Source organism: Microbacterium zouquanmingi (assembly GCF_052266695.1).
In the GTDB taxonomy this organism is placed as follows: Bacteria; Actinomycetota; Actinomycetes; order Actinomycetales; family Microbacteriaceae; genus Microbacterium.
Genome location: NZ_JBQPQZ010000001.1, coordinates 551,819 through 577,569, shown reverse-complemented (window position 1 = coordinate 577,569; position 25,751 = coordinate 551,819). Strand labels below are relative to the sequence as shown.

At 65.7% G+C, this 25,751-nt stretch carries 33 protein-coding genes and 1 pseudogene; 20 read left to right on the top strand and 14 right to left on the bottom strand.

The window, feature by feature from the left end; all coding sequences use genetic code 11:
- Positions 1-7 precede the first annotated feature (7 nt).
- Positions 8-811: a phosphatase PAP2 family protein gene (locus ACTU6U_RS02670; protein WP_443467603.1), complete on the top strand. Its 804-nt coding sequence runs from the start codon at positions 8-10 to the stop codon at positions 809-811.
- On the opposite strand, the gene ACTU6U_RS02665 is transcribed toward ACTU6U_RS02670, so the two are convergent.
- Both ACTU6U_RS02665 and ACTU6U_RS02660 read right to left on the bottom strand, forming a co-directional pair.
- Entirely contained in the window at positions 783-1,778 is a 996-nt protein-coding gene (locus ACTU6U_RS02665; protein ID WP_443467602.1) for a pirin family protein, read from the bottom strand. The two genes, ACTU6U_RS02670 and ACTU6U_RS02665, sit on opposite strands and share 29 nt — an antisense overlap.
- 147 nt (positions 1,779-1,925) lie before the next feature.
- A complete protein-coding gene (locus ACTU6U_RS02660) occupies positions 1,926-3,092 on the bottom strand; it encodes a PIG-L deacetylase family protein (protein WP_443467601.1) in 1,167 nt (388 codons plus the stop codon).
- 66 nt (positions 3,093-3,158) lie between these two features.
- Here ACTU6U_RS02660 and ACTU6U_RS02655 point away from each other — a divergent pair, with 66 nt between their 5' ends.
- Both ACTU6U_RS02655 and ACTU6U_RS02650 read left to right on the top strand, forming a co-directional pair.
- Positions 3,159-4,766, top strand: coding sequence for a sodium-dependent transporter (locus ACTU6U_RS02655; protein ID WP_443467600.1), 1,608 nt, complete (start codon positions 3,159-3,161; stop codon positions 4,764-4,766).
- Complete coding sequence (locus ACTU6U_RS02650; protein WP_443467599.1) at positions 4,763-4,897, top strand: methionine/alanine import family NSS transporter small subunit; 135 nt, start codon at positions 4,763-4,765, stop codon at positions 4,895-4,897. Before ACTU6U_RS02655 ends, ACTU6U_RS02650 begins: the two co-directional genes overlap by 4 nt.
- Before the next feature lies 1 nt (position 4,898).
- Here ACTU6U_RS02650 and ACTU6U_RS02645 read toward each other — a convergent pair.
- Positions 4,899-5,108, bottom strand: a pseudogene (locus ACTU6U_RS02645) (glutathione-dependent formaldehyde dehydrogenase); the annotation flags it as partial.
- 173 nt (positions 5,109-5,281) lie between these two features.
- On the opposite strand from ACTU6U_RS02645, the gene ACTU6U_RS02640 reads away from it, so the two are divergent.
- The 6 genes from ACTU6U_RS02640 (at position 5,282) to ACTU6U_RS02615 (ending at position 10,244) form a co-directional block, all read left to right on the top strand.
- Positions 5,282-5,587 carry a DUF2188 domain-containing protein gene (locus tag ACTU6U_RS02640; protein ID WP_443467598.1) on the top strand — a complete coding sequence of 102 codons (306 nt, stop codon included), beginning with the start codon at positions 5,282-5,284 and terminating at the stop codon, positions 5,585-5,587.
- Positions 5,588-5,589: 2 nt separating this feature from the next.
- A complete protein-coding gene (locus ACTU6U_RS02635; RefSeq protein ID WP_443467597.1) occupies positions 5,590-6,393 on the top strand; it encodes an SDR family oxidoreductase in 804 nt (267 codons plus the stop codon).
- Entirely contained in the window at positions 6,374-7,441 is a 1,068-nt protein-coding gene (locus ACTU6U_RS02630) for an FUSC family protein (RefSeq protein ID WP_443467596.1), read from the top strand. Before ACTU6U_RS02635 ends, ACTU6U_RS02630 begins: the two co-directional genes overlap by 20 nt.
- Positions 7,442-7,471: 30 nt before the next feature.
- Positions 7,472-7,783 (top strand): DUF7882 family protein, encoded by a 312-nt coding sequence (locus tag ACTU6U_RS02625; protein ID WP_443467595.1) that lies wholly within the window; start codon positions 7,472-7,474, stop codon positions 7,781-7,783.
- Between the two features lie 90 nt (positions 7,784-7,873).
- Positions 7,874-8,860 (top strand): YihY/virulence factor BrkB family protein, encoded by a 987-nt coding sequence (locus ACTU6U_RS02620; RefSeq protein WP_443467594.1) that lies wholly within the window; start codon positions 7,874-7,876, stop codon positions 8,858-8,860.
- Positions 8,861-8,918: 58 nt separating this feature from the next.
- Positions 8,919-10,244 (top strand): APC family permease, encoded by a 1,326-nt coding sequence (locus ACTU6U_RS02615; RefSeq protein ID WP_443467593.1) that lies wholly within the window; start codon positions 8,919-8,921, stop codon positions 10,242-10,244.
- Positions 10,245-10,296: 52 nt separating this feature from the next.
- Here the strand turns inward: ACTU6U_RS02615 and ACTU6U_RS02610 are convergent, their stop codons facing one another.
- The 6 genes from ACTU6U_RS02610 to ACTU6U_RS02585 all read right to left on the bottom strand — a co-directional run bounded on the left by ACTU6U_RS02610 (position 10,297) and on the right by ACTU6U_RS02585 (position 13,465).
- Positions 10,297-11,289 carry a cation diffusion facilitator family transporter gene (locus tag ACTU6U_RS02610; RefSeq protein WP_443467592.1) on the bottom strand — a complete coding sequence of 331 codons (993 nt, stop codon included), beginning with the start codon at positions 11,287-11,289 and terminating at the stop codon, positions 10,297-10,299.
- A complete protein-coding gene (locus tag ACTU6U_RS02605; RefSeq protein WP_443467591.1) occupies positions 11,286-11,756 on the bottom strand; it encodes a type 2 periplasmic-binding domain-containing protein in 471 nt (156 codons plus the stop codon). The genes ACTU6U_RS02610 and ACTU6U_RS02605 overlap by 4 nt, the downstream gene beginning before the upstream one ends.
- Positions 11,757-11,758: 2 nt before the next feature.
- Positions 11,759-12,097, bottom strand: a complete 339-nt coding sequence (locus tag ACTU6U_RS02600; RefSeq protein WP_443467590.1) for a CinA family protein — start codon at positions 12,095-12,097, stop codon at positions 11,759-11,761.
- A gap of 8 nt (positions 12,098-12,105) precedes the next feature.
- On the bottom strand, positions 12,106-12,519 hold the full coding sequence (locus ACTU6U_RS02595) for a CBS domain-containing protein (protein WP_443467589.1): 414 nt from the start codon (positions 12,517-12,519) through the stop codon (positions 12,106-12,108).
- A gap of 38 nt (positions 12,520-12,557) precedes the next feature.
- Positions 12,558-13,055 carry a hypothetical protein gene (locus ACTU6U_RS02590; RefSeq protein WP_443467588.1) on the bottom strand — a complete coding sequence of 166 codons (498 nt, stop codon included), beginning with the start codon at positions 13,053-13,055 and terminating at the stop codon, positions 12,558-12,560.
- An 89-nt stretch (positions 13,056-13,144) separates the two neighbouring features.
- Positions 13,145-13,465: a DUF7882 family protein gene (locus tag ACTU6U_RS02585; RefSeq protein WP_443467587.1), complete on the bottom strand. Its 321-nt coding sequence runs from the start codon at positions 13,463-13,465 to the stop codon at positions 13,145-13,147.
- A gap of 83 nt (positions 13,466-13,548) precedes the next feature.
- Between ACTU6U_RS02585 and ACTU6U_RS02580 the strand changes: the two genes are divergently transcribed.
- The 4 genes from ACTU6U_RS02580 to ACTU6U_RS02565 all read left to right on the top strand — a co-directional run bounded on the left by ACTU6U_RS02580 (position 13,549) and on the right by ACTU6U_RS02565 (position 15,554).
- A complete protein-coding gene (locus ACTU6U_RS02580) occupies positions 13,549-13,896 on the top strand; it encodes a DUF7882 family protein (RefSeq protein ID WP_443467586.1) in 348 nt (115 codons plus the stop codon).
- 111 nt (positions 13,897-14,007) lie between these two features.
- A complete protein-coding gene (locus ACTU6U_RS02575; protein WP_443467585.1) occupies positions 14,008-14,886 on the top strand; it encodes an SDR family oxidoreductase in 879 nt (292 codons plus the stop codon).
- Positions 14,883-15,191 (top strand): hypothetical protein, encoded by a 309-nt coding sequence (locus tag ACTU6U_RS02570; protein ID WP_443467584.1) that lies wholly within the window; start codon positions 14,883-14,885, stop codon positions 15,189-15,191. The genes ACTU6U_RS02575 and ACTU6U_RS02570 overlap by 4 nt, the downstream gene beginning before the upstream one ends.
- A gap of 24 nt (positions 15,192-15,215) precedes the next feature.
- A complete protein-coding gene (locus ACTU6U_RS02565; protein WP_443467583.1) occupies positions 15,216-15,554 on the top strand; it encodes a DUF6804 family protein in 339 nt (112 codons plus the stop codon).
- Between the two features lie 26 nt (positions 15,555-15,580).
- On the opposite strand, the gene ACTU6U_RS02560 is transcribed toward ACTU6U_RS02565, so the two are convergent.
- The 4 genes from ACTU6U_RS02560 to ACTU6U_RS02545 are packed head-to-tail and all read right to left on the bottom strand — an operon-like array spanning position 15,581 to position 19,256.
- Positions 15,581-16,237 (bottom strand): response regulator, encoded by a 657-nt coding sequence (locus ACTU6U_RS02560; protein ID WP_443467582.1) that lies wholly within the window; start codon positions 16,235-16,237, stop codon positions 15,581-15,583.
- The gene (locus ACTU6U_RS02555; RefSeq protein WP_443467581.1) at positions 16,230-17,507 is read right to left on the bottom strand and encodes a sensor histidine kinase; all 1,278 of its coding nucleotides are present in this window, start codon (positions 17,505-17,507) and stop codon (positions 16,230-16,232) included. The genes ACTU6U_RS02560 and ACTU6U_RS02555 overlap by 8 nt, the downstream gene beginning before the upstream one ends.
- 10 nt (positions 17,508-17,517) lie before the next feature.
- On the bottom strand, positions 17,518-18,333 hold the full coding sequence (locus ACTU6U_RS02550) for an ABC transporter permease (protein ID WP_443467580.1): 816 nt from the start codon (positions 18,331-18,333) through the stop codon (positions 17,518-17,520).
- Entirely contained in the window at positions 18,330-19,256 is a 927-nt protein-coding gene (locus tag ACTU6U_RS02545; RefSeq protein WP_443467579.1) for an ABC transporter ATP-binding protein, read from the bottom strand. Before ACTU6U_RS02545 ends, ACTU6U_RS02550 begins: the two co-directional genes overlap by 4 nt.
- Before the next feature lie 269 nt (positions 19,257-19,525).
- Here ACTU6U_RS02545 and ACTU6U_RS02540 point away from each other — a divergent pair, with 269 nt between their 5' ends.
- The 6 genes from ACTU6U_RS02540 to ACTU6U_RS02515 all read left to right on the top strand — a co-directional run bounded on the left by ACTU6U_RS02540 (position 19,526) and on the right by ACTU6U_RS02515 (position 24,199).
- The gene (locus ACTU6U_RS02540; protein WP_443467578.1) at positions 19,526-20,464 is read left to right on the top strand and encodes an endonuclease domain-containing protein; all 939 of its coding nucleotides are present in this window, start codon (positions 19,526-19,528) and stop codon (positions 20,462-20,464) included.
- Positions 20,465-20,570: 106 nt separating this feature from the next.
- The gene (locus ACTU6U_RS02535) at positions 20,571-20,753 is read left to right on the top strand and encodes a hypothetical protein (protein ID WP_443467577.1); all 183 of its coding nucleotides are present in this window, start codon (positions 20,571-20,573) and stop codon (positions 20,751-20,753) included.
- Positions 20,754-20,800: 47 nt separating this feature from the next.
- A complete protein-coding gene (locus tag ACTU6U_RS02530) occupies positions 20,801-22,102 on the top strand; it encodes a cysteine desulfurase (RefSeq protein WP_443467576.1) in 1,302 nt (433 codons plus the stop codon).
- Positions 22,099-22,542 carry a Fe-S cluster assembly sulfur transfer protein SufU gene (gene sufU, locus ACTU6U_RS02525; RefSeq protein ID WP_443467575.1) on the top strand — a complete coding sequence of 148 codons (444 nt, stop codon included), beginning with the start codon at positions 22,099-22,101 and terminating at the stop codon, positions 22,540-22,542. Before ACTU6U_RS02530 ends, sufU begins: the two co-directional genes overlap by 4 nt.
- Before the next feature lie 35 nt (positions 22,543-22,577).
- Positions 22,578-23,219 (top strand): NADPH-dependent F420 reductase, encoded by a 642-nt coding sequence (locus tag ACTU6U_RS02520; RefSeq protein WP_443467574.1) that lies wholly within the window; start codon positions 22,578-22,580, stop codon positions 23,217-23,219.
- 110 nt (positions 23,220-23,329) lie between these two features.
- A complete protein-coding gene (locus ACTU6U_RS02515) occupies positions 23,330-24,199 on the top strand; it encodes a sulfurtransferase (RefSeq protein ID WP_443467573.1) in 870 nt (289 codons plus the stop codon).
- Positions 24,200-24,209: 10 nt separating this feature from the next.
- Here the strand turns inward: ACTU6U_RS02515 and ACTU6U_RS02510 are convergent, their stop codons facing one another.
- Positions 24,210-25,046, bottom strand: a complete 837-nt coding sequence (locus ACTU6U_RS02510) for an SDR family NAD(P)-dependent oxidoreductase (protein ID WP_443467572.1) — start codon at positions 25,044-25,046, stop codon at positions 24,210-24,212.
- 123 nt (positions 25,047-25,169) lie between these two features.
- Here ACTU6U_RS02510 and ACTU6U_RS02505 point away from each other — a divergent pair, with 123 nt between their 5' ends.
- Positions 25,170-25,730, top strand: coding sequence for an asparagine synthase (locus tag ACTU6U_RS02505; RefSeq protein WP_443467571.1), 561 nt, complete (start codon positions 25,170-25,172; stop codon positions 25,728-25,730).
- Positions 25,731-25,751 lie beyond the last annotated feature (21 nt).

The window sequence follows — 25,751 nt, the reverse complement described above, 5'->3', positions numbered from 1 at the left end:
GAATCCCATGGTCGACAATGTTGTCCCATCCATCGCCGAAACACAGCCGAAGGCGGCGCATGGACTTGTGGAGAAACGCCCGATCGCACTGCTGTGGTGGGCGGTCGGGCTGACTGCGGTGTTCATCGCGATGGGTATCATCGTGGCGCAAGACCCGCAGAATCCGCTCATGCAGCCCATCGATGACGCATGGCGGGCGGCGGTCGGAGTGTCGCCTGATGCGGCGATCTACCAGCAGCCGCTGGCGATGTTCTTCCAGTTGCTCGGCGAGGCCCCCGGCGCTGTGGCGATGGGGATTCTCCTGCCGCTCGGCCTCGTGATCTTTGGGCGCTGGCGGTCCGCGCTGTTCGTATTCGTCGCATGCCTCATGGGAATGGGCGTGTACTCGCAGGTGACGAAGAATCTCGTCAACCGACCGCGCCCCGCTGCCGACGAGGCAGCCGGACTGTTCGGGCCGCTGTTCGCCGTCGACCACGGTTCGTTCCCCTCCGGTCATGCGACCGCCGCCGGGGTGCTCGTCATCATCGTGTTGGCGCTGATCCCGCCGCGTCTTCGTCGCGTGCGCATCGGCTGGATCGTCATCAGTGCGTTGGTCATGATCGGCATGGCCTGGCAGCGCACACTGATCAACGCGCATTGGCTCTCTGACGCGGTCACCGGACTCCTCGCCGGTTCTGCTGCGGCACTCCTTGTGTGGTGGCTGTTCTGGCCATGGCTGCAGCGCGACTACGGCCGTGCGACGTGGCTGCGCCGCCCTCGAACGGCCGCGAGCATAGCTCCGACTACTCCCGCGGCTTCAGCCGCACCGTAGGCAGCGCGGGCGCGGGCAGCGGATCGCGCTGACCGGTGGGGAACTCTCCGAACAGCCTCGGTTTTCCGGCATCCATCGGATCGTCTGGTTCGAACCCCAGCTCGGACTGGTACCGGCGCCGGAACTCCACGATCTCCTCGTGCGAGCGTCCGATGAAGTTCCACCACATCACGATGCGCTCGCCGAGGGGCACACCGCCCAGAAGAATCACGCGCGCGCCTTCGGGGCCGGCGGTGAGCTGGAGCGTATCCGATCCGGTCGGCACGTAGGCGAGCGCGCGATGCACGAGCACCGTTCCGTTCACCGACACTGCACCTGACTCGGCCAATACGCCGTGTTCGAAATCCGTGCGCACGGTGAGAGCGACCTCCGTGCCAGGGGTGAGCACGAGCTCCGCGCCGAGAAGATCGGGCGTCCGCGTATCGACGGGAGCCGCGGCCCCCAGCAGCTCGCCGATGAAGACGCGCGCCGAGAGACCCGCTCGCGTGACGGCATCCGGTACGTAGTGGATGAACTCGTTGTCGCCGAACCTCGTCGATTCCGGCATCGCGTACCAGAGCTGCACGCCGTGGAGCGCGCGCGTCTCCGGCGTGCTGATCTCCGAGTGCGTGATCCCGCGCCCCGAGATCATCAGATTCAGCTCGCCGGGGCGCACTTCGGCGGCGTTGCCGCCGGAATCGAGATGGTCGATGCTTCCGGTGAACAGCCACGAGACCGTCGCCAGTCCAGTATGCGGATGCCGCGGTACCTCCATCCCGCCCGTGTCCGCGACATCGTCCGGACCGTAATGATCGAGGAAGCACCACGCACCGACGAACGAGCGCCCCTTCGACGGAAGCGTCCGGTACACGGTCATCGCCCGCGGCCCACCGAGCGGCACTTCGCGCGGCCCGAGGACCTCCACACCGACGCACGGTTCGCCGGAGGCGAGGATCTCCTCTTCGGGCTTCTTCTCGAGATTCGTCATCCGTACGCTCCGTTCTCGGCGTCAAGCCGACGGTGACACTCCCTAGTATCGCCGCGCGGGATGGATTTCGCCGCTCCTGCGCGCCGCTCAGACGCGAGAAGCATCCCGCGCGGCTGAATAGACGGGCGGCGGGACCGGGAAGCGCGGCTACGGGCGCACGAGCTCCGCGTGCGGGATCGTGTACTGGCGCAACAGCCACGCCCCGAAGAGCTTCACATTGGCGCAGGTGTCAGCCGTTGAGCAGCGGATCACCGGGTCATGTATCGCATAGGCGGCGAATGCGTCGAGCTTGCGCTGCAGGACATCACCGTCGAGGTTCTGGGGCCGGTCCGCGCTGGGGTAGCCCTGTGCGTAGATCACCCTCGCGGGGTCGATCTGTCCGGAATCCGCTGTTCCCATGACGATATCCCCGGTGACCTGATGATCGGGGTGGTCGCCGCTCGTGCCCTCGGCGCTGCCGGGCAGATGCGCCATCACCGTCACCGGCTGGTACGCGTTGTACAGCTCCACGACGGTGGAACTGATGCCGTCGATCGACACCGGGGTGCCGGCGTCGATCATGTGCAGTTCGCTGAGAGTGCCTGCGAGTAGCTTCGGCAGGCTCTCCCATCCGGTGGCTTCAAAGCCGCTGGCACCAAGACCACCGTCGGGGAGCCTGAGGAAGAACAGCGTGACGCGGGGATCGCCGATCGGACGGCTCATCGCCAGTGTGAGTCCGTTGACGAGCGTGACCGTGCGCTCCTCCCACTCCAGCGGCGCCCCGAGCAGAACGTCGTAGGAATCGCGGAGTCCGTCTTCGCGTCCGTACGCGTAATCCAGACCCTTGCCGGCATCCGACCCCGTCAGATACAGGTTGCGCACGCACTGACCAGCGTCGAGCGCCTGCGGAATCGTCGGGCTGCCGAAGATCAGGTCATCGTCGTAGTGCGCCCAGACGGTGAACAGCGTCCCCGCAGGGCACGGCGCATCGATGTACTGCATCGGCGACACGAAAGCGGGCGCGCCCTCACCGACAGCCACCACCGCTGCGATGTCACCGCACTGCAGGGTAGTCGCGAAGAACTCGACGGCATCCGCCTGCGGCTGCACGAGTGCGCGAAGGGTGTCTTCGGTGATCGCATCCGGACACTGCACGGTGGTGATCTGCGCCACCTGCTCGTCACTCAGATCATTGGGAGGGGGCGGCGGGGTGAGGACCGCGGTCGAGATCACTCTGCCGCCGGTGGCATCTGCTTCCGACGCAGAACTGCAGCCGCTCAAGGCGAGTGCGCCGAGCAGCGCAACTGCGCTCAATACCGCTGCGTATCGACGCATCTGGCCGTCCCTCGGATTAAAAGCCCAGTATATTGCGCACTTCGTGCTTCGCGGTAAGGTCGGCGCATGACATCCGCTCGACCACAGACCGCGAAGCGCGAAGCCTTCGGCTCGCGCAATGTCTTCATCCTCTCAGCGATCGGCTCAGCCGTCGGCCTGGGAAACATCTGGCGTTTCCCGTACGTCGCCTACGAGGGCGGCGGTGGAGCGTTCCTCATCCCCTATCTGTGCGCGCTGCTGACCGCCGGCATCCCGCTGCTGTTCTTCGACTACGCGATCGGCCACCGCTTCCGCGGCTCCGCGCCCCTCGCTTTCCGTCGCCTCCACCGCGCCGCCGAACCCCTCGGCTGGTGGCAGGTGCTCATCTGCGTCGTGATCTCGGTCTACTACGCCGTGATCATCGCCTGGGCGGCGATGTACACGTGGTTCTCGGTCCAGCTTTCTTGGGGCGAGGGCAACGAGAACGACTTCTTCTTCGGCGAGTTCCTGAACATGGGCGACGTCTCCACCGGCATCTCGATGGAGTTCGTTCCGCAGGTCGGCATTCCGCTGCTGATCGTATGGTTGGTCACCATCGTGATCATGGGTCTCGGCGTCAAGCGCGGCATCGGTGCCGCCAACACCGTGCTCCTGCCACTGCTGACGGTCATGTTCATCGTGCTCGTGGTCCAGGCGCTGTTCCTCCCCGGAGCGATGGACGGCCTGAACGCCTTCTTCACCCCGAACTGGGAAGCACTCGGTGACCCGGCAGTGTGGGCGAGCGCATACGGACACATCTTCTTCTCGCTGTCGGTGGCGTTCGGCATCATGGTCACCTACTCGTCCTACCTGAAGCGCAAGACCGACCTCACCGGCTCCGGCCTCGTCGTCGGCTTTGCGAACTCGGGCTTCGAGATCCTCGCCGGCATCGGCGTGTTCGCCGCCCTCGGGTTCATGGCCCAGGCGCAGTCGGCCGAGGTGTCCGATGTCGCGTCCGCTGGCATCGGCCTCGCCTTCGTCGCGTTCCCGACGATCGTCTCGCAGGCGGCCGGCGGACCCATCATCGGCGTGCTGTTCTTCGGTGCATTGACGTTCGCCGGGCTTACTTCGATGATCTCCATCCTCGAGGTCATCGTCGCGGCCATCCAGGACAAGCTCGGCTGGGGTCGCGTGCGCGCCACACTCACGGTGACGATTCCGCTCGCGGTGATCTCGATGGCGTTCTTCTCTACAACGACGGCGCTCGCCGTTCTCGACACGACGGATGCCTTCGTCAACGCCTTCGGCATCATGGCAGTAGCCCTCGTCGCGGTCATCGTCGTGGCATGGGTGCTCCACAAGCTGCCGGTTCTGCAGGAGCACCTCAACCGCCGCTCCAGCTTCCGTGTCGGGCTGATCTGGAAGCTGCTCGTGGGACTGCTCGCACCCATCGTGCTCGGCTACCTGTTCATCAGTGAGCTGATCGCGAAGAGCCAGGACCCGTACGGAGGCTATCCGGAGTGGTTCCTGGGGATCTTCGGCTGGGGCATGGTCATCGCCCTCGTGGTCCTCGCCGTGCTGCTCTCGCTCATCCCATGGAGCGGACGCTCGCATGCCAAGGACGATGCGGAGTACGACGAGTTCCTCGTCGAGGAGAGCTACGAACCGGATGCTGAGACCGGAACGATCCGGACGACGAAGGGAACGGGCGCATGACAACCGCGGCCATCATCTTCATGATCATCGCGATGGTCACCGTGTGGGGCGGGCTCGTCGCTGCGATCGTGAATCTCGTGCTGCATCCGGAAGAATCCGGGACGGAGCCGGCACCGCCGATCGAACTGTGACTCAGGGATTCAGCACGACCTTGATGCAGCCGTCCTCCTTGCGCTGGAACGTCGAGTAGAGCTCCGGTGTGTCCGCGAGCGGTGCATGATGTGTCGCGAGGTCGAGCACGCCGAGCGGATCGGCCGGATCCTCCACCAGCGGCAGGATCTCGTCCACCCAGCGCTTGACGTTGCACTGGCCCATCCACAGGGTCAGCTGCTTGTCGAAGATAATTCGTACAGTGACATTCGCAGAGCGAGGTGTCGTCGCCAACAGGGTTGACAAGAGCGAAAGCCACCGAAGCAGACATCGTCGCGGTGTCAAGGCCCTCGCCGGGGCAACTTGCCCTTCGTAGCGTGGGAACTCGAGATCGAGCATCATGTCGAAGCCGGGAGGTAGGGGACTTGTCGCATCTGGATGTTGTCACCAGGGATAAGCAGGGTCAGTGGGTCAATGAGGTGGAGGGAGCGAATGAGCTCTCTCTCAGTTTCAGCAGTCGAGAGGAAGCCGTCGAGGCTGGTCGGGACTTCGCTTTGCGCAATGGATCAAGTCACACGATCGAGGATGCGGTTCCGAGCGGAGGCATCACCGACGGAGGCGCCCCTGAGGACGACGTCGCCGTGGTCGGCGAGCGTCTGCCGAGATCAGATGGGCTCCCCGAGACCACCGACGAAAACGGGATGCCGCTCGACAACCCGTCTGGTGGGTGACGATGAACCCTGATCGAGAAGTGCGCCGGGCGATCGTCACCGGCTCGGACTCGGGTATCGGCCGCGCGGCCGCGGTCGCGCTCGCAGCCGCAGGCCTGGATGTCGGCGTCACCTGGCACACCGACCGGGACGGGGCGGAGAAGACCGCCGAAGAGGTGCGCAGCCACGGCGCCAGGGCGGTCGTCGCGCAACTCGATGTGACCGACATGCCGGCCTGTGGCGACGTCATCGACGGCATGATCGATGAGCTCGGCGGCATCGACGTCTTCGTGAACAATTCGGGTATCGGCACGCAGACGCCATTCCTGGAGATGACACTCGAAGAGTGGAACCACGTCTTCGACACCGACCTGACCGGAGCCTTCGTCTGCCTGCAGCGCGCCGCACGCGCCATGGTCGCCGCCGGACGCGGTGGACGTCTGATAGCGGTGACGAGTGTGCACGCGCATCAGCCCATGGTGCGCTTCAGCGCGTACGATGCCGCGAAGCACGGTCTCAGCGGACTCGTGAAGAACCTGGCGCTGGAGCTCGGTCAATACGGGATCAGCGCCGTCAGTGTGGCGCCGGGAGATATCTCGATAGCGAAGGCCGGCGGCGTCGACATCGACCCGAAGACGGTGGACCGGCCGGGCATCCCTCTGGGGCGTCCGGGAGATGCCCGCGAGGTCGGAGCGCTCATCGCTTTTCTCGCCTCGCCGGAGGCCGCCTATATCTCGGGCACCTCACTCGTGATCGACGGCGGCATGCTCCAGATGGGACCACAGGCCGGTGCGGCCATCACAGGGCATGAGTGGCGAACGGTTTGAGTCGCTGAAGGCGGCGTTAGGGCCTGCGCGCCTGCTGCTCGCGGCGAAAGCGGCGCTCGCTGTCGGCATCGCGTGGGCCGTCGCGCTGCACATGCCCGGCGTGACGGATGAATATCCGTACTACGCACCGCTCGGCGCGTTGCTGAGCATGTATCCGACTCTGATGGAGTCAATGAAGTCGGGTCTGCAGACGCTGTTGGGTCTGGTGACGGGCATCGCACTCGCGCTCATCGTGGTCGTGACCGTCGGGCCGAACTGGTGGACCATTCCCCTCGTCGCAGGCTTCGGAGTGCTGCTGTCAGGGACCGGGTGGTTCGGAGTGGGGCGTGAGTACGTCCCGATCGCGGCACTGTTCGTGCTGGTCATCGGCGGCCAGAACTCAGATGACTACTCGCTGGGGTACGTCAGCCAGATGGCGGTCGGGGTTGTGGTCGGGCTTGCCGTGAACCTGCTCATTGCCCCCGGCACTCTCACCGCGGTAGCTTCAGCCAGGATCAGCGGCTTTCGCGAACAGCTCGCCGCGCACCTGCACGAGATCGGCGAAGCGGTGTCCGATTCGTGGCCACCGGAACGCGACGGGTGGGTCCGGGATGCTGCGGCGCTGGCAGATACGTCACGCCAGGTACGGCAGGCGCTCGACGAAGCCGACACCAGCCGCAAGGGCAATCCGAGGGCGATGCGGGGTCGGCATGACACGTCCGAAGCGCACGATCGGCTGGAGGCCCTCGAGCTGATCGCCGTGCGTATCCGGGACATCTCCGAGGTGCTCGCCGATGCCATCTGGGATCGGCCGGGCGGGCTGGGTCTCAACCCGACGCTCGCGGAACCGCTGAGTGCGGCATGCCTGCGCGTCGCCGACTGCATCGCACTCGACGAGGACGACAGCACGGCCGCGCACGAGGCGCGCGAAAGCGCAGCACGAGCGGTTCGAGTGCTCCTCGAGTCCGTGAATCAGGCTGCTGTCGACTCGCACCAGGCGATGGGGCCGGGGGTGCTCATGTGCATGCACCTGCGGCGGATTCTCCTTCTGCTGAAAGCACGGGAGTAAATGGTGATTGCCATGCGCTACGGTCAGCGTATGGGTTCGATTCAGTACGGTGGGTCTGAAGACCCGATTCACATCGACGATCGCGCGTTGGCGCACCTCAAGGTCGTCATCGCCACGAAGCTGCGACGCCAGGAATCGTTCACTCTGTCGTGGAAGCATGCAGACGGCGATCCGGTCGGTCGCTCGACGATCTGGGTGCATCCGTCCATTCCGCTGCGCTTCGTCTTCGATGAGCCGGATGCTGCGCCGCTCAACGCTCGCTGGGTCGAAGAGCTGATGCACTCGGCGAACTCGACGGGCGGCATCTTGCTTGTCGACGAGGTGCTCGAAACGCAGAGCTGAGGCGACACGCAGAACTGAGAGCCGGAGGCCTGGGGGCGAGGCCGTGTCAAGGGGCATGGCATCGCGCCGGGGAGCGACGAGTGTGGGTCTATGACCCGGCCATGGACTTTTGCGATCAGACGGATCTTTCGAGCGTTTGCTGCGGACGGGTGCGCAGACATCGGCGCGAGCCTCGCGTTCTACGCGATCCTCGCCCTGCTACCTGCGTCGATGGTCGGATTCTCCATCCTCAGCGTGCTCGGACGGGATGAGGAGACCGCGCAGATCTCTCTCGACATCGTGCGCGCCGTCGCACCCGAGGAAGCGGCCGACGGGGTGGCGGACTTCTTGAAAGAGCTCGCCGACCTACGGATGTCTGGCCTTCTGCTGGCGAGCGGGGTGCTGCTGTCGATCTGGGCGGTGGCGCGCTACGTCGGGGTCTTCGCGCGCGGAATGAACCGGATACATCGCGTGGAGGAGGGACGTCGCATCTGGGCGCTCAAGCTCAGCCAGCTGGCTATCGCCGTGGTCATCATCGTCTGTGCCGTGATCGCCGCGTTGTTCCTCGCCGGCTCGGACCCTGTTGCGCAGGCGGTGGGCGAGGTTTTCGGTCTCGGCGACGTCGTGCTCTTCGTCTGGCGCATCGTGCGGTGGCCGCTGCTCGTGCTCCTCGTCGTGTTCGTCGTGGCGCTGCTGTATTACTTCGCACCGAACATTCGACCGTCGCGATTTCGCTGGATGAGCCTCGGGGCCGCCGTCGCCATCCTCGTACTGGCGATCGCCTCCATCGCGTTCGGCTTCTACATCGTCAACCTCTCGGGCTATGACCGGGTCTACGGGCCGCTGGCGGGGGTCATCATCTTCGCGCTGTGGATGTGGATCGCGAACATGTCCCTTCTTGTCGGGGTCGAGTTTGACCGGGAGCTGGAGCGCGTGCGCGAGCTCCGCGACGGAGTGCCTGCCGAGAGGCAGGTGCAGCTGCCGTTGCGCGACGCGACCCGGATCGCGAAGACCGTCCGCAAAGACAGCGCCGACGTGGCCGAGGCTCACCGTATCCGTCGCGAGGCGCAGGCCGAGTCAGACGACGCGCACACATGAACAGGCTCCCACTGTCAAGGGTCGTGAGCGTTGCTCGCGCGATCTCTAGGTTGGAGCAATGACGAAAGAGACAGAAGCGCCCTCGCGGCTGCGTCGTGCCATCACAGGCCCGATGCTCTTCGCGTTCATCCTCGGCGATGTCCTCGGCGCCGGGATCTACGCACTGATGGGCGTCCTCTCTGAGGAAGTCGGCGGGATGCTGTGGGCTCCGTTGTTGCTCGCCCTTCTGCTCGCGCTGCTCACGGCGGGATCGTACGCGGAGCTCGTCACGAAGTACCCGCGAGCCGGCGGTGCCGCCGTCTTCGCGGAGCGCGCTTTCCGCAGCCCGATCGTGTCGTTCCTGATCGGCTTCAGCATGCTCGCCGCGGGAGTGGTGAGCGCTGCGGGCCTCGCGATCGCGTTCGCAGGGGATTATCTGCAGACGTTCCTTCCCGTGCCGCCGATCCCGGCCGCGATGGTCTTCCTCGTCATCGTCGCCGCGCTCAACGCCCGCGGCATCCGCGAATCCATGGGAGCGAACCTGGTGATGACGGCGATCGAGCTGAGCGGACTCGTGATCGTCATCGCCGTCGTCGGCTTCTTCTTCGCAGGTGGCGGAGGTGACGCATCACGATTGCTGGAAGCACCGGAAGGCACCACGGTGGGGATGGCGGTGCTGGGAGGCGCGATCATCGCCTACTACTCGTTCGTGGGCTTCGAGACCTCCGCGAACGTGATCGAAGAGGTCAAGGAGCCATCGAAGACATATCCCAGAGCGCTGTTCGGCGCTCTTGCGACAGCGGGCGTCGTGTACGTGCTGGTCGGACTCGCCAGCGCGGTTGCCCTGCCCGCTGAGGAGCTCCAGGAATCCAGCGGACCGCTTCTCGCCGTCGTCGAGGCGACCGGCATCGGCGTGCCGTCGTGGCTGTTCAGCCTGATCGCGCTGATCGCGGTCGCCAACGGCGCGCTTCTCACGATGATCATGGCGAGCCGGCTCGCCTACGGGATGGCCGAACAGGGCCTCCTGCCGAGCGGACTCGCGCGTGTGCTGCCGCGCCGCAAGACACCATGGGTGGCGATCATCGCGACGACGCTCGTGGCCATGCTGCTGACGCTCATCGGTGATCTTGCGACGTTGGCCGAGACCGTCGTTCTCCTACTGCTGTTCGTCTTCCTCAGCGCCAACGTCTCGGTGCTCGTACTTCGACGTGACCGCGTCGAACATGATCATTTCCGGGTCTGGACTTTCGTCCCTGTGCTCGGCATCGCGTCCTGCATCCTGCTGCTGACTCAGCAGCGGGGGCTCGTATGGCTCTTCGGGGGCGTGCTCATCGTCGTCGGGCTCGGCCTTTATGCGCTCGCACAGTGGTTGCGCCGACGAGAGAGCACGTCGCCTGGTCGGTGATGCGAGACCGCGGAGCCGGAAGAAGAGTGATGACAGTACTGGCGCGGCAGACCTAGCCGGCGTTCTCGTAGTTCAGCCCGCTGTCGGCTTCATCAGGCAGGCGGGTACAGGGAATCACCACGACATCCTGCACCTTCCAGTCCATCGCCGAGATGGACTCGGAGAGCGCGTCGATCTGAGCGACCGCCACCCGCGTCTTTCGAGGGAGGATGAACGCCTCGACGTGGAACACCTGGCCCTGATCGCGCATGCGTACCGCCGCATCCTTGATCCACAGCTGTGCGCGAAGATGCTCGACGATCTCACGCGCGAGTGGATGCGGATGCCTGTCATCGTAGGTGCGCGCACGATGGTCCATGAGATCGACGACAGCGCCCTTGGTGTTGCGAAAACCGTCCCAGATGATGCTCAGTGAGATGAAGAGCGCGGCGGCACCGTCGAGCCACCACGCGCCGATTCCGACGCCGAGAACACCGACGATCGAGGCGGCATTGGTCTGCCAGTCCGCTTTGGCCATGTCGGCATCGGCGTAGAGGATCTTGTTGTGCAGCAGTGGTGCGAGCTTCGACTTCGCACGGCCGTACACGAATGGTCCGATCACGATGATCGTCATGACGCCGACCATCAGCCAGCCGAGCCAGATCGTGTGTCCGAAGAGGTTGACCGTCCCGATCGTCGGATGCTCCGCTGCGGCAAGTCCCGAGATCGCTTCGTAGGCGAGGTTCAGACCGACGGCGAGAAGGGCGACACCGGCGACGAGGTGACCGACGCCCATTGCCCGATGCATCCCGTAGGGATGGTCCACGGTCGGTCCACGTCGGACGAAGATCAGCGCGATGAGAAACGAGATCTGCGGAATGAGGGAGAGCATGTCCTCGATCCACGCTGTTCGCATCGCCTGAGAGTTTCCGACGACGAACGCGACCAGGATGATCGTGCAGATGGTGTAGCCGATCGTGGCGTATTCCCACCGCACGGCCTTCTTCAGCGCGCGCTGCTGCTCAGGTGGAAGATCCGTGCGTCCGAACTGGTGATGCGTGCTCATCGGCCGACCTCCGCATCGAGGAACTCTTCCAAGCTGGACAAGAAGGCGTTCTCGCCGAGCGGGACGAACATCACAGTGGAACGACCTCCCGAGCCCTCGATGCCGGTGTACCCGCGCGTGACACCTACTCGATTGACCCACGGCGTCTGGTCGGTGAATCCGCCGACCACGAGGTCCAGGTCTCCTTCCTCCGCCTTCACCACGAGCTCTTCCTCGCTGCCAATGGTCCATCGCACGTCGGCATCCAGGGAGGCGGCGAACTCGTCGATGAGATCGACGAGTGGGCCGGTCGGTGCCGCTGTGGAGACATCCACCAGTCCCTCGTCCGGAGCAACTCCGACGCGGAGCTCACCGCCGGAGACTGTCTGCAGCGTGCCGTCGGGATCTGTCGGCACAGTGATGCCGCATCCTGTGAGAGCTGCGGTCATCGCCAATGCCAGCAGAATTCCGTGCAGTCGACTGCGCATTTTCACTCCGAGTGTTCAGGCCGGCGGAACTCTTCGGTGCGCGCACGCACCAGGCGACAGGCCGCGGCGATTGTGGCCGTCAGCACGGTGTCGGGATCACCCTCGAGCTGGAGGCGAAGGTGTCCGACGCCGTCGCCTGTCGCCCAGCCCAGATACACCGTTCCCGGCTCGTGCCCTCCTTCGGGGTCGGGCCCGCCGACACCGGTCGTGACGACGCAGACGTCGGCATCGAAAAGGGCGAGGCCGCCGGCTGTGAGCGACTCGACCACAGCGATGCGCAGACCGTGAACGCGTGCCAGTTCGCTGATCCGATTGACGTCGGCAGACGGAGGCGTGCTCATCCCGTCTCCTACCGAGAGATGCTCTCGACGGTGACGCCGGTTGTCTCGGGGGCCAGGGAACGCGCGACATCGGCCTGGCTGATGATTCCCACGAGCAGGTGATCATCCATCACCGGCAACCGGCGGATCTGATGCTCCTGCATCTTCTGCAGTGCGACCTGGATGTCATCCGACGCCTCGACGGTCACCGGTCGCCCCTGAGCGAGCGCTCGCGCCGGCGTGCTCTCGGTATCGAGGCCCTCGGCGACCGCACCGACGACGATGTCGCGGTCGGTGAGCATGCCCTTCAGCTTCCGGTCTTCGCCGCAGATCGGCAATGCCCCGACATCCAGTTCGGACATGACGGCTGCCGCGATACTGAGCGAGTCGTTCTCTCCGATGCACCGTGGTGCGGAAGTCATGATGTCCCTCGCGAGCGTCATTCTCCTTCTCCTTCTCCGTCGACGTGCATAGCGGTGACTCAGCCGTCCTTGACTTCGAGGTTGGAAGCCGGCTCCTCATCGACGCGATCGGTGTAGTCCGGTCGCGCCGGCTGCGGCGGCTGGTCGTCCAGTTCGCCGCCCTCTCGCCCGCCGTATGGGCGGCCATGATCGGCGAACTCATCCCGGCTGAAGACGAGGGTCCACGGGCCCGCGGTGAAGCGCGCTCCCGTGCGCAGAATCTCTGAACGGTCACCGCCGTCTGCCTCGGCAGCGAGCGGACTCGCGTTCATCTCGCCCTCGCCATGCAGAGTGAGCACGTACTCATCTCGATCGTCGTGAGCAATCGTCGCGTGGACGGGGTCGGTGTCGGTGAGCTGGAGCTCGTTCCCGTCCGCCGAGCCGATGCGCACCGCGTCGATCGTGATGTGGTGCACGAACCGGTCGTCCTCACGCGAGACGAGCAACCTCGGATCGCCCGCTCCCCACTCGGCATGGGTTGTCGTCGGTTTGTACCCGGGGGCAGTCTGGTCGGTCATTGTCCGGTCCCTTCCTTCTCTCACTGGGTGGCAACGTTAGGCCGACCGGAGGGCGGAGGAGAGGGGCTTGACCTCGAGACGGTGCGCGGCTAGCTGTAGCTCCCCGAGGGCCGCACATCCTCGGGGATCAGGGTGATGCCCCCGCTCGTATTGGCGGAGTTGGCCATCGCAGTGATCCACTCCGCACTCAGCGCAGGCGGTTCAGGGGTATCGAATACGAAGCGCAGCGGGATCGACGGATGCAGCCAGACAGTCGACCGGCCAGGCTTCTCTCCCTCGGGGTGCCTCCACGAGAGGGTGAAGCTCTCGTTGCGGCGCAGCTTGGTCGCGATGACGACTTTGAGGTGTGCGAGGGCGCGGTCTTCGACCGAGATCGGATCTGAGCCGCCACCATAGAAGATCGTTCCCATGGCATTACGCTAGCCACGGGGAAGCGGGCGCGAAAGTACTTCACGCTTCGATCCCGAAGCGACGTCATGAAAGTAAGGCAACTATGGGCAAGTTCATCTACGAGGGTGGTGTCAAGGTAGAAATCGAAGATCGCGCGCTGACTCATCTGCAGCTCGTGATCAGCGCAAAGCTGCGGCGGGGTGAACCGTTCGCTTTCAGTTGGCGCGAGGACGCCAGCGTGGGCGGTGGTCGCACCACGGTGTGGGTGCATCCCGGCAGTTCGATCGTGTACAAGTACTACGGTGGGCGTCAGCCATCAGTGAACCGTGCATGGGTCGACGCCCTCGCATACACCGCGAACTCCCCATCCGGCCTCTACCTCGTTCCTGAGCCGGCAGACAACGGTGAAGCCGGCACCGCAGAGATGTCGACGGTGCCACCCGTCAGCTGACCTGTCGAACGTGTGTGCTCATTCGCACCGGTCGATCATCGTGTCAACCCCCTGGTCGGGGAGGCTGGATAGAAGGAGAGTGTGACTACACCCATTGCGAGGAGGTCACACATGAACGCGGAAGATCCCCGCCATGCGCATTCAGATGCGGGATTCCCCGCGCAGACGCAGAACCAGCCCGGTCTGACGGATCAGATGCGCCCCGAGCCCGACCACGGCGAGACGAGCTACGTCGGTCATGGTCGTCTCGAAGGCCGTAAGGCGCTCATTACCGGTGGTGATTCCGGCATTGGGCGGGCAGTGTCGGTCGCGTTCGCCCGCGAGGGGGCGGACGTGTCCATCGTTCACATGCCCGAAGAGCAGGCGGATGCTGACGCCACCCTCGACCTCGTGAGAGAGGCAGGACGCACCGGGCTCAGCCTCGCGGGCGATCTGCGTAACGAGGACTTCGCCACTGAAGTCGTGCGCAAAACGCGGGAGGGACTCGGCGGGCTGGACGTCCTCGTTCTCAACGCCGGCTATCAGCACGACATCGACGGTTTCGCGAATCTGCGCACCGACGAGATGCGCCGCGTCTTCCAGACCAACCTCGAAGGTCTGCTCTTCTCCGCTCGGGCCGCGTTCGAAGGGCTGGAAGCCGGAGCGAGCATCATCGTCACGGCATCCATCCAGTCGTTCAACCCGTCTTCGGGACTCATCGACTACGCAATGACCAAGGCGGCTCAGGTGGCATTCGTGCGAGCGCTCGCCGAAGAGGCGGGCCCACGCGGCATCCGTGTCAACGCGGTGGCACCCGGCCCGATCTGGACGCCGCTGATTCCCGGCACGGGATGGGATGAAGAGAAGATCCGCACCTTCGGCAGTGACACACCTCTCGGGCGCGCGGGACAGCCTGCCGAGCTCGCCGGCGCTTACGTGTACCTCGCGTCCGCGGAGTCGTCGTACACGTCCGGTGCGATCCTTCCCGTCACCGGGGGAAAGCCATTATGACCATGACAGCCCCAGAGCCCCCGCGACCGGCGTCCGTCTGGGAAGTGATCCCGCTCACCCACAACTCGTGGCGGATCTGCGATGCTGCGCTTACTGAAGCAGATGCGTCCCGCCTGGTCGCCTATATCGACCGCAACGAGAGCGGGCACTTCGACGTACTCTGGTTGCGCAGTCCGTGCCCCACGCGTTCCCGCTACCGCAGCATCGACGAGATGCTCGACGAACTTGATGCCGCGCAGGTAGCCGACATGCCTTCGCGTTCCACCCGCCCGACGCACATCCCGCACTTCCCGCCCACGCACTGAACGCGAATGCGCGAAGATGGAGCTATGGCTTCTCCTTCCCCACAGCTGCAGCGCAATGCTCTGGTCCCCGGCATCCTCGCGGCGATCGCGCTGATCATCTCTCCGCTGCCGCTGTTCGCAGAGGGGCTGGGGAGGACCATCGTCCTCTTCGTCGTCACGATCCTCGCGCTGATCGTCGCGTGGTTCGCGCTGCAGGCAGCGCAATGGTGGTGGACGATCGCGCTCGTCGTCATCGCGGTGGTCTGGAACCCGGTCTTTCCGCTCACACTCGACCCGTGGATCTGGGTGACCGGCAGCATTGTGGGTGCGCTGGTGTTCGTGACTGCAGGTGCGGTGGTCAAGAACGAGCGCACGACTCCCTGAGCGCGACTTCGACCAGGCGATGCCGCTCAGCCGGCGAGGCCGAGGCGGTGGGCGAGGATCACTGCCTGGATGCGGTCGCGCACTTCGAGCTTCATCAGCACCCGCCCGACGTGCGTCTTCACGGTTGATTCGCTCAGGAACAGCTTCTGCGCGATCTCGGCGTTCGTCAGGCCCTCGCCGATCGCGATGAACACGTCCCGCTCGCGCTCGGTCAGTGACCCGGTGGGATCATCCACGGCGGGCGCTGTGCGCAGCTGCGGGCTGAGGTGCTCGAGGAATCGCCGCGTCACCCGGGGCGAGAGCACGGCGTCGCCGCGGTGCACAGCGCGCACGGCCGAGATCAGCTCGTTCCGTTGCGCATCTTTCAGGAGGAACCCGCCCGCACCGGCGGCGATCGCGCCGAATGCGTATTCGTCGAGATCGAAGGTGGTGAGGACGAGCACGCGGCTCTCCGGGAGCTCTTTCGTGATGGTCTGTGTTGCGGTGATGCCGTCGGTTCCCGGCATCCGCACGTCCATCAGCACCACGTCGGGGCGCAGCGTGCGAGCGGCCGCGATAGCGGCATCCCCGTCGGCGGCCTCGCCGACGACGTCGATATCGGACTCGGCCTCGAGGACGAGTCGGAAGCCGACCCTGATCAGCTCCTGATCGTCGACGAGCAGCACGCGGATGCTGTCACTCATGGTGTTCCTCGGTCTCTGATGCGTCTGCGTGCAGTTCGGCGTGCAGGAGCCAGCGGTTCTCGCTCACCGGCGCGGAGGTCAGCGTGCCGCCGACATGGGCGGCGCGTTCCTGAAGACCGCGGATGCCGAATCCGGACGTGCCGGCGGTGCCGGAGACCCCGTCGTTCTCGATGTCGATCGTGACGAGCTCTGGTTCGTACGCGATGCGCACCGAGATGGTGCGGGCGCCGCGCGCGTGTCTCATCGCGTTCGTCATGCCTTCCTGCACGATGCGTCCGATCGCGAACTCGACGGCAGGCGAGGCCGCAGGTGATCCCGCGCCCGCCCCCTTCACCGTCAGCGTCGCCGGATACCCTGCGCGCTGCGCGGCCGCGACCGTGTCCTGCGGGCTCACGGGAGCGGAGGGAGCGAGCGGAGCATCCGCATCTCCATCGCGCAGCACCCCGAGCATGGCGCGCATCTCGGTCAGCGCGCCGCGCGCGGTCGCAGCAGCGGCCGCCGATGCATCCCGTGCGCGCTCGTGGTCGTCCGTGGCGGCGGCGCCTTCGGACAGGGCGACGACCACAGTGAGCGAATGCGAGACGATGTCGTGCATCTCGCGGGCGATGCGCGCCCGCTCTGTCGCGGCGGCGATCCGGCCCTGCTGATCGCGCTCGATGAGCAACTGACGGGAGCGGGCGATGATCGCTTCGACGTAGCGCTTTCGGCCGCCGATGTTGACGCCGATGAGGGTTCCGATCAGAGCCATGGTGAGCTCGCCCGCCACACCGTTCAGAGTGCTCTGAAGGGTCAGTACCCCGGTCAGCCACATCACCAGCGCGATCAGCGCATAGCCGCCCATCCCGTATGCCAGGCCGGTCCAGGCGGCGCGCGTCGAGCGGTAGACGGCGAGCGAGTAGCTCGCGACGAGGAGTAGGACACCGCCAGCGGGCGACAATGAGAAAAGGTACGCGATCGATACTGCGTACGCTGCGATGAAGACGATCACCGGCCAGCGTCGTCGACGAAGCATGAGGCCGCAGGCGATCAGGATCATGGCGGCGATGATGATTGGCACGGGCACGGGTGGAACCGGTTCGTCCATGTGGTCCGACGCCGAGTAGAAGCCGATGAAAGTGAGCGGACCGGTGTTCATCAAGAAGCAGATCAGTGCGATCAGAACGTCGGCGAGCAGCGGATGCCGCGCCCAGAACCTGCGGATCACCCCGGGGGTGCGCGGCAGCCGCAGCTCCGTGTCCATGAGGACAGAGGAGCTGCGGCCGGTGTTCACGTGGTCGACTCTACGCGTCACGTGTGCGCAGAATCGCCCAGGCACCGAGCATGCCTGCGGCAACCCATGCCGCGAGGGTCGTGTAAGCCTCGGCGACCGGCAGGCCCCAGTCGTCCTGCGGGAGGATCGCACTCTGCGCAGCCGACATCGGCAGGTGGTTCACGACGGTTGCGATCCATTCCCATCCAGGGCCAGCACCTGCGAACAGGCCCGCGATCAGCGGCAGCACGAACAGCAGACCGACGGTCGCGGCGATCGCCCCCGCACCGGAGCGCAGGAGGAAGCCGAAGGCGAGACCGATCACCGCGAACACGGCCATCGAGATCGACGCGGCCAGGATCGGCAGGGTCGACTTCGAGGCATCGTCCCATGCGAACGAGATGTCGCCGTCCGCGAAGAACGGGGTGACGGCGAGAGCTGCGGTGCAGAAGATGATCAGCGATGAGACGAAGAGCACGATCGCGATGACGACAGCCTTCGCCGCCAGCACCGCACCGCGGACGGGCTGCGCGGTGAAGGTCGACCGGATCATTCCCGTGGAGTACTCACCGGTGACCGAGATCACGCCGAGGATTCCCGCGAGCAGCATCGTGAACTGCATCGGCGAGACCACGGCCTGGATCGGCTCGAAGCCCACGACGTCTTTGAGCGATGCTGCCGCGATCAGGGCGATTCCGATCGTGAGCGCAGCGGAGATGCCGATCGCCCACCAGGTCGAGCGGAGGGTTGAGAGCTTGATCCACTCGCTGCGCAGCAGGCGCGGGAAGGTCAATCGAGAAGGCGATGCGACGTGGGTGGCTCGCCGCGGGGCGGTCGTGGTGGTCATGAGATCTCCTCGGGGTTCTCGACGGAGCTGCGGTACTCGACGGACTCGCCGGTCAGGGCGAGATAGGCGTCTTCGAGCGAGCCGGTTGTAGGGGTGAGTTCGTGCAGCGCAATGCGCTCGGCCGCGGCGACATCACCGATGCGGAATGCCGGGATGCCATTGACCTCGAGTGTCTCGGGCCCTGTGGTCACGATCTCCACTTCGGGTCCTTCCAGTGCGGAGGCGAGCTCAGTGGCGCGTGGTGTGCGCACGAGCACGGAGTTCGTCGTCCATGAGCGCACGAGCTCAGGGAGCGGAGCATCCGCCAGCACCCGACCGCGCCCCATGACGATCACGTGATCGGCGGTCTGCGCCATCTCGCTCATGAGATGGCTGGAGAGCAGCACCGTGCGGCCCTCGGATGCTGCGTGGCGCACGAACTGGCGCACCCAGCGCACACCCTCGGGGTCGAGTCCGTTGACCGGCTCATCGAGGATGAGCGTGTGCGGGTCGCCCAGGAGCGCCGACGCGATGCCGAGGCGCTGCCCCATGCCGAGCGAGAACTTGCCAGCACGCTTGCGGGCAACAGGACCGATGCCGGCGAGGTCGATGACCTCATCGACGCGGGAGGCGGGGATGCCGTGCGTCGCTGCCATCGCGCGCAGATGGTTGCGGGCAGTGCGGCCGGTGTGCACGGCCTTCGCGTCGAGGAGCACGCCCACTTCGCTCAGTGGGGCGCGCAGTTTGCGGTACTCCTGGCCGTTGACCGTGGTGCGCCCGGACGTTGGACGGTCAAGGCCCACGATCATGCGCATTGTGGTCGATTTTCCGGCGCCGTTCGGGCCGAGGAAGCCCGTGACCGTGCCAGGGCGGATCGTGAACGACACATCTTGGACGGCGGTCTTGTCTCCGAACCTCTTCGTGAGGCCTTCTGCAGTGATCATGCTTCGACGCTACGGATGGCGGGCATGGTCCCGCGTCCTCCTGCGGTACCGACCTGGTGGCACTGCGGAATGACCCCGCGTCGCACCGCCGCGCCGTCGCGGCGAGAGATACCTTTTGCCGGTTGTCCGGCCTCAGAACCGACACGAAGTATCCCGCATGCGTCAGAGGGGCGGGGGACACGTACTGCACAGCGAGCGGATGCCGCGGGTTGTCCACATTCGTGCGGATGGGTGTCTGCGATGCTTCACGGACCGCTCAAGCTGTGTGCATGCGCATCCGGAAGAAGCTCCCGTCGCGGCTGGGCGACCACTTCAGCATCCGCTCTGCGAATTCCGCCGGTGTTGGGCGGTCGCGTCGGGATGCCGACGACCTGCACCGTCCGTTCCACGGCACACGTTCGAAAAGCGCGCCCGAGACGTTTCGTCAAACGGTTGACTGCTATCGGCCGCGCATGCGGCCCGCCGATGACTTCGCCGGACGCACCGCCGCAAGACTGTGGGGTCTTCCCCTCCCGTGGTTCTGGATGCCGGACGAGCCTCTCGACGTGGCTGTGCCCCTGCACGTGAACCCGCCGAGGATCGCGGGGGTCAGGGGGCGACGTCTTGCCGACCGCAAGGTGAACAGGTGGCGGATATCGGGTGTGCCGGTCGTCGATGCCGTGAGCGCACTCTTTACCTGCGCGCCGGGACTCACCGTCAACGAGGCAGTCACGATCATCGATGCCCTCATCACCGACGCCGACGGCTACCCGGGTCTGGGGCCGGGGAGACCTCTCGCGACGATCGATGAGATCGAGGAGCGTTTGTCGGTCTGGGGCAGGTTCCCGGGGTGCGGGACGGTGCGCGGGGCGCTATCGCTGGCGCGTCCGAAGGTCGAGTCGCCGAAGGAGACCGAGACGCGCCTGCTGATCACGGATGCGGGATTCGGGGAACCAGTCGTCCAGCACAAAGTGTGTGACGGCGGACGCTTTATCGCTCGCGTCGATCTCGCGTACCCCAAGCTCAAGATCGCTATCGAGTACGAAGGCGACGGTCATCGTCGCGACCCGAAACAGTGGCGCACCGACATCCGACGCCAGCGAGATCTGGAGGACCATGGCTGGATTGTGATCCGCTTGACGCAGGAAGACCTCGCCAACGGCGGCGCAGCCCTGTTCTCGCGCCTGCGACGTGCGATCGCGAGCGCGACGGCTTCAGATGCGAGATGAGTTTCGTCGATTCTGAGCCCGCGTGGCGAACAAAAATGATCAGCGTTCGCCCGGCCGAAGCGGTCGCCTGATGGCGTTCGGCCGGGTTGGGGCGTACGGTGCGGATATGGATGAGCATCGACACGACCCTGCTGACGAAAGCCGCCCCGAAGAGAGCGCCGCAGATGTCGCACGCACCGACGACGCACCTCTCGGCGGTGACAAGACGACTGAGGAGCAGTTGCATGCTGACAACGAGGTCGAAGAGGACGCGCTGAAGGCGCTGAACCCGGACGATTCACCCGCCTGAGTCCCGCCCGTCGCCCTGCCCCTCGGCGCAGGTGAGAAGCTTGAACAATGACTTCGTCTCTGCCCGTGACCGATGCACTGACGGATGCTGAGATTCGCGGCATCCGCGCGGACTTCCCGATCCTGCAGACCGAGGTGAACGGGCATCCGCTGGTCTATCTCGACTCCGGTGCCACAGCCCAGCGACCGCTCGCGGTGCTGGACGCAGAGCGCGAGTTCCTCACGACGCTGAACTCCGCTGTGCACCGGGGCGCGCACACTCTCGCCGCGGAGGCGACCGAGGTGTTCGAAGACGCTCGCAGCACGCTCGCCCGCTTCGTCGGAGCCGATGACGACGAGGTCGTCTGGACGTCGAACGCGACCGAGGCGATCAACCTCGTCGCGTACGCGTTCTCCAATGCGTCGGCTGGGCGCGGGGGAGCGGTGGCTGAACGATTCCGCCTCGGCGAGGGCGACGAGATCGTGACGACCGAGATGGAGCACCACGCCAACCTCATCCCGTGGCAAGAGCTCGCCGCGCGCACCGGGGCGACCCTGCGCGTCATCCCGCTCGACGATGACGGCGCACTCCGGCTCGACCAGACCTCGAATCTGATCACCGAGCGCACGAAGATCGTCGCGATCACTCACGTGTCCAATGTGCTCGGGGTCATCAACCCGGTTGAACAGGTGATCGCCCGAGCGCACGAGGTCGGCGCGCTGGTGCTGCTCGACGTGTGCCAGTCGGCCCCGCACCTGCCGATCGACGTGAAGCAGCTCGAGGTCGATTTCGCCGTTCTCTCCGGTCACAAGATGCTCGGCCCCACCGGTATTGGCGCGCTCTACGGGCGCCGCGAGCTGCTCGAGGTAATGCCGCCGTTCCTCACCGGCGGCTCCATGATCACAACGGTCACCACCACCGCGGCCGAGTATCTGCCCCCGCCTCAGCGGTTCGAAGCGGGCACCCAGCGGGTCTCGCAGGCGGTCGCGCTCGCCGCCGCCATTCGCTATCTTGATGGCGTCGGGATGCCGCGCATCGCCGCCCATGAGGCGCAACTGGGGGCAAGGCTCGTCGATGGACTCACTGCAATCGATGGCGTCCGCGTGCTCGGAGCGGGCATCGAGCTGCCGCGAGTGGGGCTGGCGAGCTTCGACATCCCCGGCATCCATTCGCACGACGTCGGACAGTTCCTCGACGACCGGGGAATTGCCGTGCGGGTCGGGCATCACTGTGCGCAGCCGCTGCACCGCAGGCTCGGCGTGACAGCATCCACCCGCGCCAGCACGTACCTGTACTCGACCGACGACGAGATCGACGCCTTCCTCGACGGCGTCGCTGCCACCATCGACTTCTTCGGAGTGCGCTCATGACCTCCAGCGACCTGCAGAACCTCTACCAGGAGCTGATCCTCGACCATTCGCGCACCCCACACGGCTTCGGGCTGCGCGACGAGGTCAAGGCGCAATCCCACCAGTTGAACCCCACGTGCGGCGACGAGATCACCCTGCAGGTGCACCTCGCCGACGACCAGACGATCGAGGCCATCGCGTGGGAGGGGCACGGCTGCGCGATCTCTCAGGCCTCGGCATCCCTGTTCGCCGACCTCGTCGAGGGCATGACCGTTCCCGAGGCGCAGAAGAGGATCGACGTGTTCCGCGAGGCGATGCGTTCGCGGGGAAAGATCGAGCCCGATGAAGAGCTACTCGGAGACGCGGCCGTGCTCGGCAGCGTGTCCAAGTATGTGGCGCGGGTGAAGTGCGCCATGCTCGGCTGGGTCGCCGCAGAAGACGCGATGCGCAAGCTCGACTGACGGAATATCCGGGCGCAGTGCACGTTGTCCCCACCATGACAACTTTCGGAATCATCGGCGCAGGACACATCGGCAGCCAGGTCGCGCGCGCGGCTCTCGCACACGGGCACCAGGTCGTGATCTCGAACTCGCGGGGTCCAGAGACCCTGAGCGCCCTCATCGCAGAGCTCGGACCGAATGCGCGTGCGGCGACCGCCGCTGAAGCGGGCGCAGCGGGCGACGTGGTCGTGGTGACCGTGCCGTTGCACGCGCTCAACCAGGTTCCGGTCGAGCCGCTCGCCGGCAAGATCGTGCTCGACACGAACAACTACTATTTCGAGCGCGATGGACACATCTCAGCTCTCGATGAGGGCGAGACGACGACCTCGCAGATGCTGCAGAAGCACCTGCCCGCATCCAAGGTCGCCAAGGCCTTCAACCACATCACATCTGGCGACATCACCACCGATGGTCTGCCTGCGGGCACCGAGAACCGCCGCGCTCTCGCGACGGCGAGCGACTTCGATGACGCTGCGGCATTCGTCACCTCGTTCTACGACGAGATCGGATTCGACACGGTGAACATCGGTCCGCTCAGCCAGTCTTGGCGTGTGGAGCGCGACCGTCCTGCGTATGTGGTGCGTCAGAACGCCGCTGAGCTGACCGAGAACCTCGCCAAGGCGAACCGCCTGCCCTGATCTCGCGCGACCGAGGCGAGCGGGTCGCGCGTTACCTTGCATGTCGCTCCGTTAACGCGCGTGTCGTATGTGCGTGACGGGACGCCGCAACGGCCCGGATGCTGGGGTGCATGAGCCATCTGGTCAGCGCGGTGCAGCTGCAGCAGCTGCGGATCGACGCTGAACATGGCGCTGGCGCTCCGGTGCGGTTGCTGGATGTGCGCTGGCGACTCGACCGTCCGGAGGGGCGACCCGAGTACCTTCGTGCTCACCTGCCGGGTGCAGTCTATGTAGATCTCGAACACGAGCTCTCCCGCCGCGGGCAGCCACAGGACGGTCAGCATCCGCTTCCCGCGCTCGAGGACCTGCAGCACGCGGCCCGCAGTTGGGGGATCGATGACGGCGACATCGTCGTCGCGTACGACGACAACAGCAGTGTGCCGGCGGCGCGGCTGTGGTGGCTCCTCAGCGGCAACGGCGTCGATGCCAGGGTGCTCGATGGTGGCATCCGGGCGTGGGCAGCGGAAGGGCTTCCCATCGAACAGGGCGACGTGCTGCCTGCATTCGGCAGAGTGACGCTCGTCCCCGACAACCAGGCCGCGCTCACCATCGATGACGTGGAAGACTTCGCACGTCGCGGAGTGCTGCTGGACGTGCGCACGCCTGAGCAGTACAGCGGAGCACGCACGGTCGGCGCACCGGTCGGCGGGCACATTCCGGGGGCCGTGAATCTGCCTGCGCTGGCGACGCTCGACGGAGCGGGACGCTTCCGATCCCCTGTCGCGATGCAGCGCATCTTCGCCGCGGTGGGAGTGCACGCGCAGTCCGACGTCGCCGTGTACTGCGGGTCAGGAGTTGCGGCCATGCACATGGCCCTCGCCCTCGCGCATGCCGGTATCCGCGCGCGGGTGTATCCGGGTTCGTGGAGTCAGTGGTCCAACACCAGAGGACGCTCCGTCGCCGAGGGGATTCTTCCTTCGGGCAGGGTCAGCAGGATCTGAACGCGTCGCTCTAGCTGATCGGCGTGGTCGTATCCGTGGCCTGGCGGAGCGTCGCGCGCATCGTGCGCCAGTACCGCGCGGGAGCGATCCGCACGATGGCGTCGACGAGCCGTGCTTCACGGCCGACGAAGGTGCGCGAGCGGCGTCGCTCGGTAGCGCGAATGATCTGCGCCGCCGCGTCTTCGGGCTCGGTGTGGTACATCGCTGCCTGCGCGGACGCGGCTCGCGCCGCGACCGCCGGGTCGATCGAGGCGGCATAGCGACCGTGCAGAACGATACCGGTGCGGACGCCGGCCGGGTGGATGATGCCGACGCTGACGGAAGTGCCTTCCAGCTCGTGCCGGAGAGCTTCGGAGAAACCGCGCACAGCGAACTTGCTCATCGAATAGGGGATGCGCCCCGCAGGGGCAGCGATCGCGTAGAGGCTGCCGAGATGGCTGACGTGTGCGGCGGGTGCTTGCCGGAGCGCAGGCATCAGAGCCTTGGTGATCGAGACGGTTCCCCAGAGGTTCACGTCGACCAGCCAGCGCATCTCTTCCATGGTGAGCTGATCGAGAGTGCCGAGCATCGACGACCCGGCGCACGTGATCAGCGCGTTGACGCTCGGGTGGGCCGCAGTGATCTCGGCGGCCGCTGCGACGACAGCGTCATCATCGCGGAGATCCACGACGTGCGTGCTGATCGTGCCGGCAAGCTCATCCGTGAGGGAGCTCAGCGCTTCGGCGTTGCGATCGATCAGGGCGAGATGCGCACCCTGAGCGGCGAGCTGGCGGGCAATTGATGCGCCCATGCCGCTGGCGGCACCGGTGATCACGGTGGTGTGGCCGGCAAGGGTGAGCCGTCGCATCCATCCTCCTTGCGGCGTTCGTGCAGCACTGCACGTATCAGACAGGCCGGGATACCTGTCGGACTCTATTGTGACCGACAATGGTGTCGTTGGGGAACGATACGATCTGGGAAGGAGGTTCTGGTGGGACGAACTGCGGATGCCATCGCTGAAGGTGTCGCGATCGCCACTGCTGCCGCGCGCCTGGCAGTGAAGAACCAGATCCTCGTCGGTACGATCGCCAAGGGCGGGGTCTTCGACGCGGCGAAGTATCGTGATGTGGCCCGTGAGGCACTGCTCGCGATGTCCGCAGAATCCGAGCAGGCCGCAGAGAACGTCATCCGCCTGCGCAAGCGTGCGCGGGGCCGTCACTCCGATCCCGCCGGTACCCACGATTACCGTGATCGAGACGTACGGAACCTGCGTCGTCGTGCCAAGCAGTCCGCCGGTGTCGCCGAGCGACTGAAGGCCATGGCAGATGATCCCGCGCAATTGGAGCCCCTGGTGGAGGATGCCCGTGCCGCTGCATGGGGAGACGTGCGAGGAAACCTCGATCGACGCCTCGTCGTCGAAGGCATGCGTCCGGACCAGGACCCCGATTACGCCACGATGCGAGAGGCCAGGATGCAGGCTCTTCGCCTGGTCGATCTGCAGGCGCTTTCGTCGCAGCAGCGGGCGAAGCGCAAGCGCGAAACGGCCTCCTGACGCTCGTTTCGCGTTCCGGTC

Bases quoted from the DNA above. Each gene is read 5' to 3' on its own strand.
- ACTU6U_RS02670 (WP_443467603.1), top strand. From the start codon at position 8: ATGGTCGACAATGTTGTCCCATCCATCGCCGAAACACAGCCGAAGGCG.
- ACTU6U_RS02665 (WP_443467602.1), bottom strand. From the start codon at position 1,778: ATGACGAATCTCGAGAAGAAGCCCGAAGAGGAGATCCTCGCCTCCGGC.
- ACTU6U_RS02660 (WP_443467601.1), bottom strand. From the start codon at position 3,092: ATGCGTCGATACGCAGCGGTATTGAGCGCAGTTGCGCTGCTCGGCGCA.
- ACTU6U_RS02655 (WP_443467600.1), top strand. From the start codon at position 3,159: ATGACATCCGCTCGACCACAGACCGCGAAGCGCGAAGCCTTCGGCTCG.
- ACTU6U_RS02650 (WP_443467599.1), top strand. From the start codon at position 4,763: ATGACAACCGCGGCCATCATCTTCATGATCATCGCGATGGTCACCGTG.
- ACTU6U_RS02635 (WP_443467597.1), top strand. From the start codon at position 5,590: ATGAACCCTGATCGAGAAGTGCGCCGGGCGATCGTCACCGGCTCGGAC.
- ACTU6U_RS02630 (WP_443467596.1), top strand. From the start codon at position 6,374: ATGAGTGGCGAACGGTTTGAGTCGCTGAAGGCGGCGTTAGGGCCTGCG.
- ACTU6U_RS02625 (WP_443467595.1), top strand. From the start codon at position 7,472: ATGGGTTCGATTCAGTACGGTGGGTCTGAAGACCCGATTCACATCGAC.
- ACTU6U_RS02620 (WP_443467594.1), top strand. From the start codon at position 7,874: ATGACCCGGCCATGGACTTTTGCGATCAGACGGATCTTTCGAGCGTTT.
- ACTU6U_RS02615 (WP_443467593.1), top strand. From the start codon at position 8,919: ATGACGAAAGAGACAGAAGCGCCCTCGCGGCTGCGTCGTGCCATCACA.
- ACTU6U_RS02610 (WP_443467592.1), bottom strand. From the start codon at position 11,289: ATGAGCACGCATCACCAGTTCGGACGCACGGATCTTCCACCTGAGCAG.
- ACTU6U_RS02605 (WP_443467591.1), bottom strand. From the start codon at position 11,756: ATGCGCAGTCGACTGCACGGAATTCTGCTGGCATTGGCGATGACCGCA.
- ACTU6U_RS02600 (WP_443467590.1), bottom strand. From the start codon at position 12,097: ATGAGCACGCCTCCGTCTGCCGACGTCAATCGGATCAGCGAACTGGCA.
- ACTU6U_RS02595 (WP_443467589.1), bottom strand. From the start codon at position 12,519: ATGACGCTCGCGAGGGACATCATGACTTCCGCACCACGGTGCATCGGA.
- ACTU6U_RS02590 (WP_443467588.1), bottom strand. From the start codon at position 13,055: ATGACCGACCAGACTGCCCCCGGGTACAAACCGACGACAACCCATGCC.
- ACTU6U_RS02585 (WP_443467587.1), bottom strand. From the start codon at position 13,465: ATGGGAACGATCTTCTATGGTGGCGGCTCAGATCCGATCTCGGTCGAA.
- ACTU6U_RS02580 (WP_443467586.1), top strand. From the start codon at position 13,549: ATGGGCAAGTTCATCTACGAGGGTGGTGTCAAGGTAGAAATCGAAGAT.
- ACTU6U_RS02575 (WP_443467585.1), top strand. From the start codon at position 14,008: ATGAACGCGGAAGATCCCCGCCATGCGCATTCAGATGCGGGATTCCCC.
- ACTU6U_RS02570 (WP_443467584.1), top strand. From the start codon at position 14,883: ATGACCATGACAGCCCCAGAGCCCCCGCGACCGGCGTCCGTCTGGGAA.
- ACTU6U_RS02565 (WP_443467583.1), top strand. From the start codon at position 15,216: ATGGCTTCTCCTTCCCCACAGCTGCAGCGCAATGCTCTGGTCCCCGGC.
- ACTU6U_RS02560 (WP_443467582.1), bottom strand. From the start codon at position 16,237: ATGAGTGACAGCATCCGCGTGCTGCTCGTCGACGATCAGGAGCTGATC.
- ACTU6U_RS02550 (WP_443467580.1), bottom strand. From the start codon at position 18,333: ATGACCACCACGACCGCCCCGCGGCGAGCCACCCACGTCGCATCGCCT.
- ACTU6U_RS02545 (WP_443467579.1), bottom strand. From the start codon at position 19,256: ATGATCACTGCAGAAGGCCTCACGAAGAGGTTCGGAGACAAGACCGCC.
- ACTU6U_RS02540 (WP_443467578.1), top strand. From the start codon at position 19,526: ATGCGCATCCGGAAGAAGCTCCCGTCGCGGCTGGGCGACCACTTCAGC.
- ACTU6U_RS02535 (WP_443467577.1), top strand. From the start codon at position 20,571: ATGGATGAGCATCGACACGACCCTGCTGACGAAAGCCGCCCCGAAGAG.
- ACTU6U_RS02530 (WP_443467576.1), top strand. From the start codon at position 20,801: ATGACTTCGTCTCTGCCCGTGACCGATGCACTGACGGATGCTGAGATT.
- sufU (WP_443467575.1), top strand. From the start codon at position 22,099: ATGACCTCCAGCGACCTGCAGAACCTCTACCAGGAGCTGATCCTCGAC.
- ACTU6U_RS02520 (WP_443467574.1), top strand. From the start codon at position 22,578: ATGACAACTTTCGGAATCATCGGCGCAGGACACATCGGCAGCCAGGTC.
- ACTU6U_RS02515 (WP_443467573.1), top strand. From the start codon at position 23,330: ATGAGCCATCTGGTCAGCGCGGTGCAGCTGCAGCAGCTGCGGATCGAC.
- ACTU6U_RS02510 (WP_443467572.1), bottom strand. From the start codon at position 25,046: ATGCGACGGCTCACCCTTGCCGGCCACACCACCGTGATCACCGGTGCC.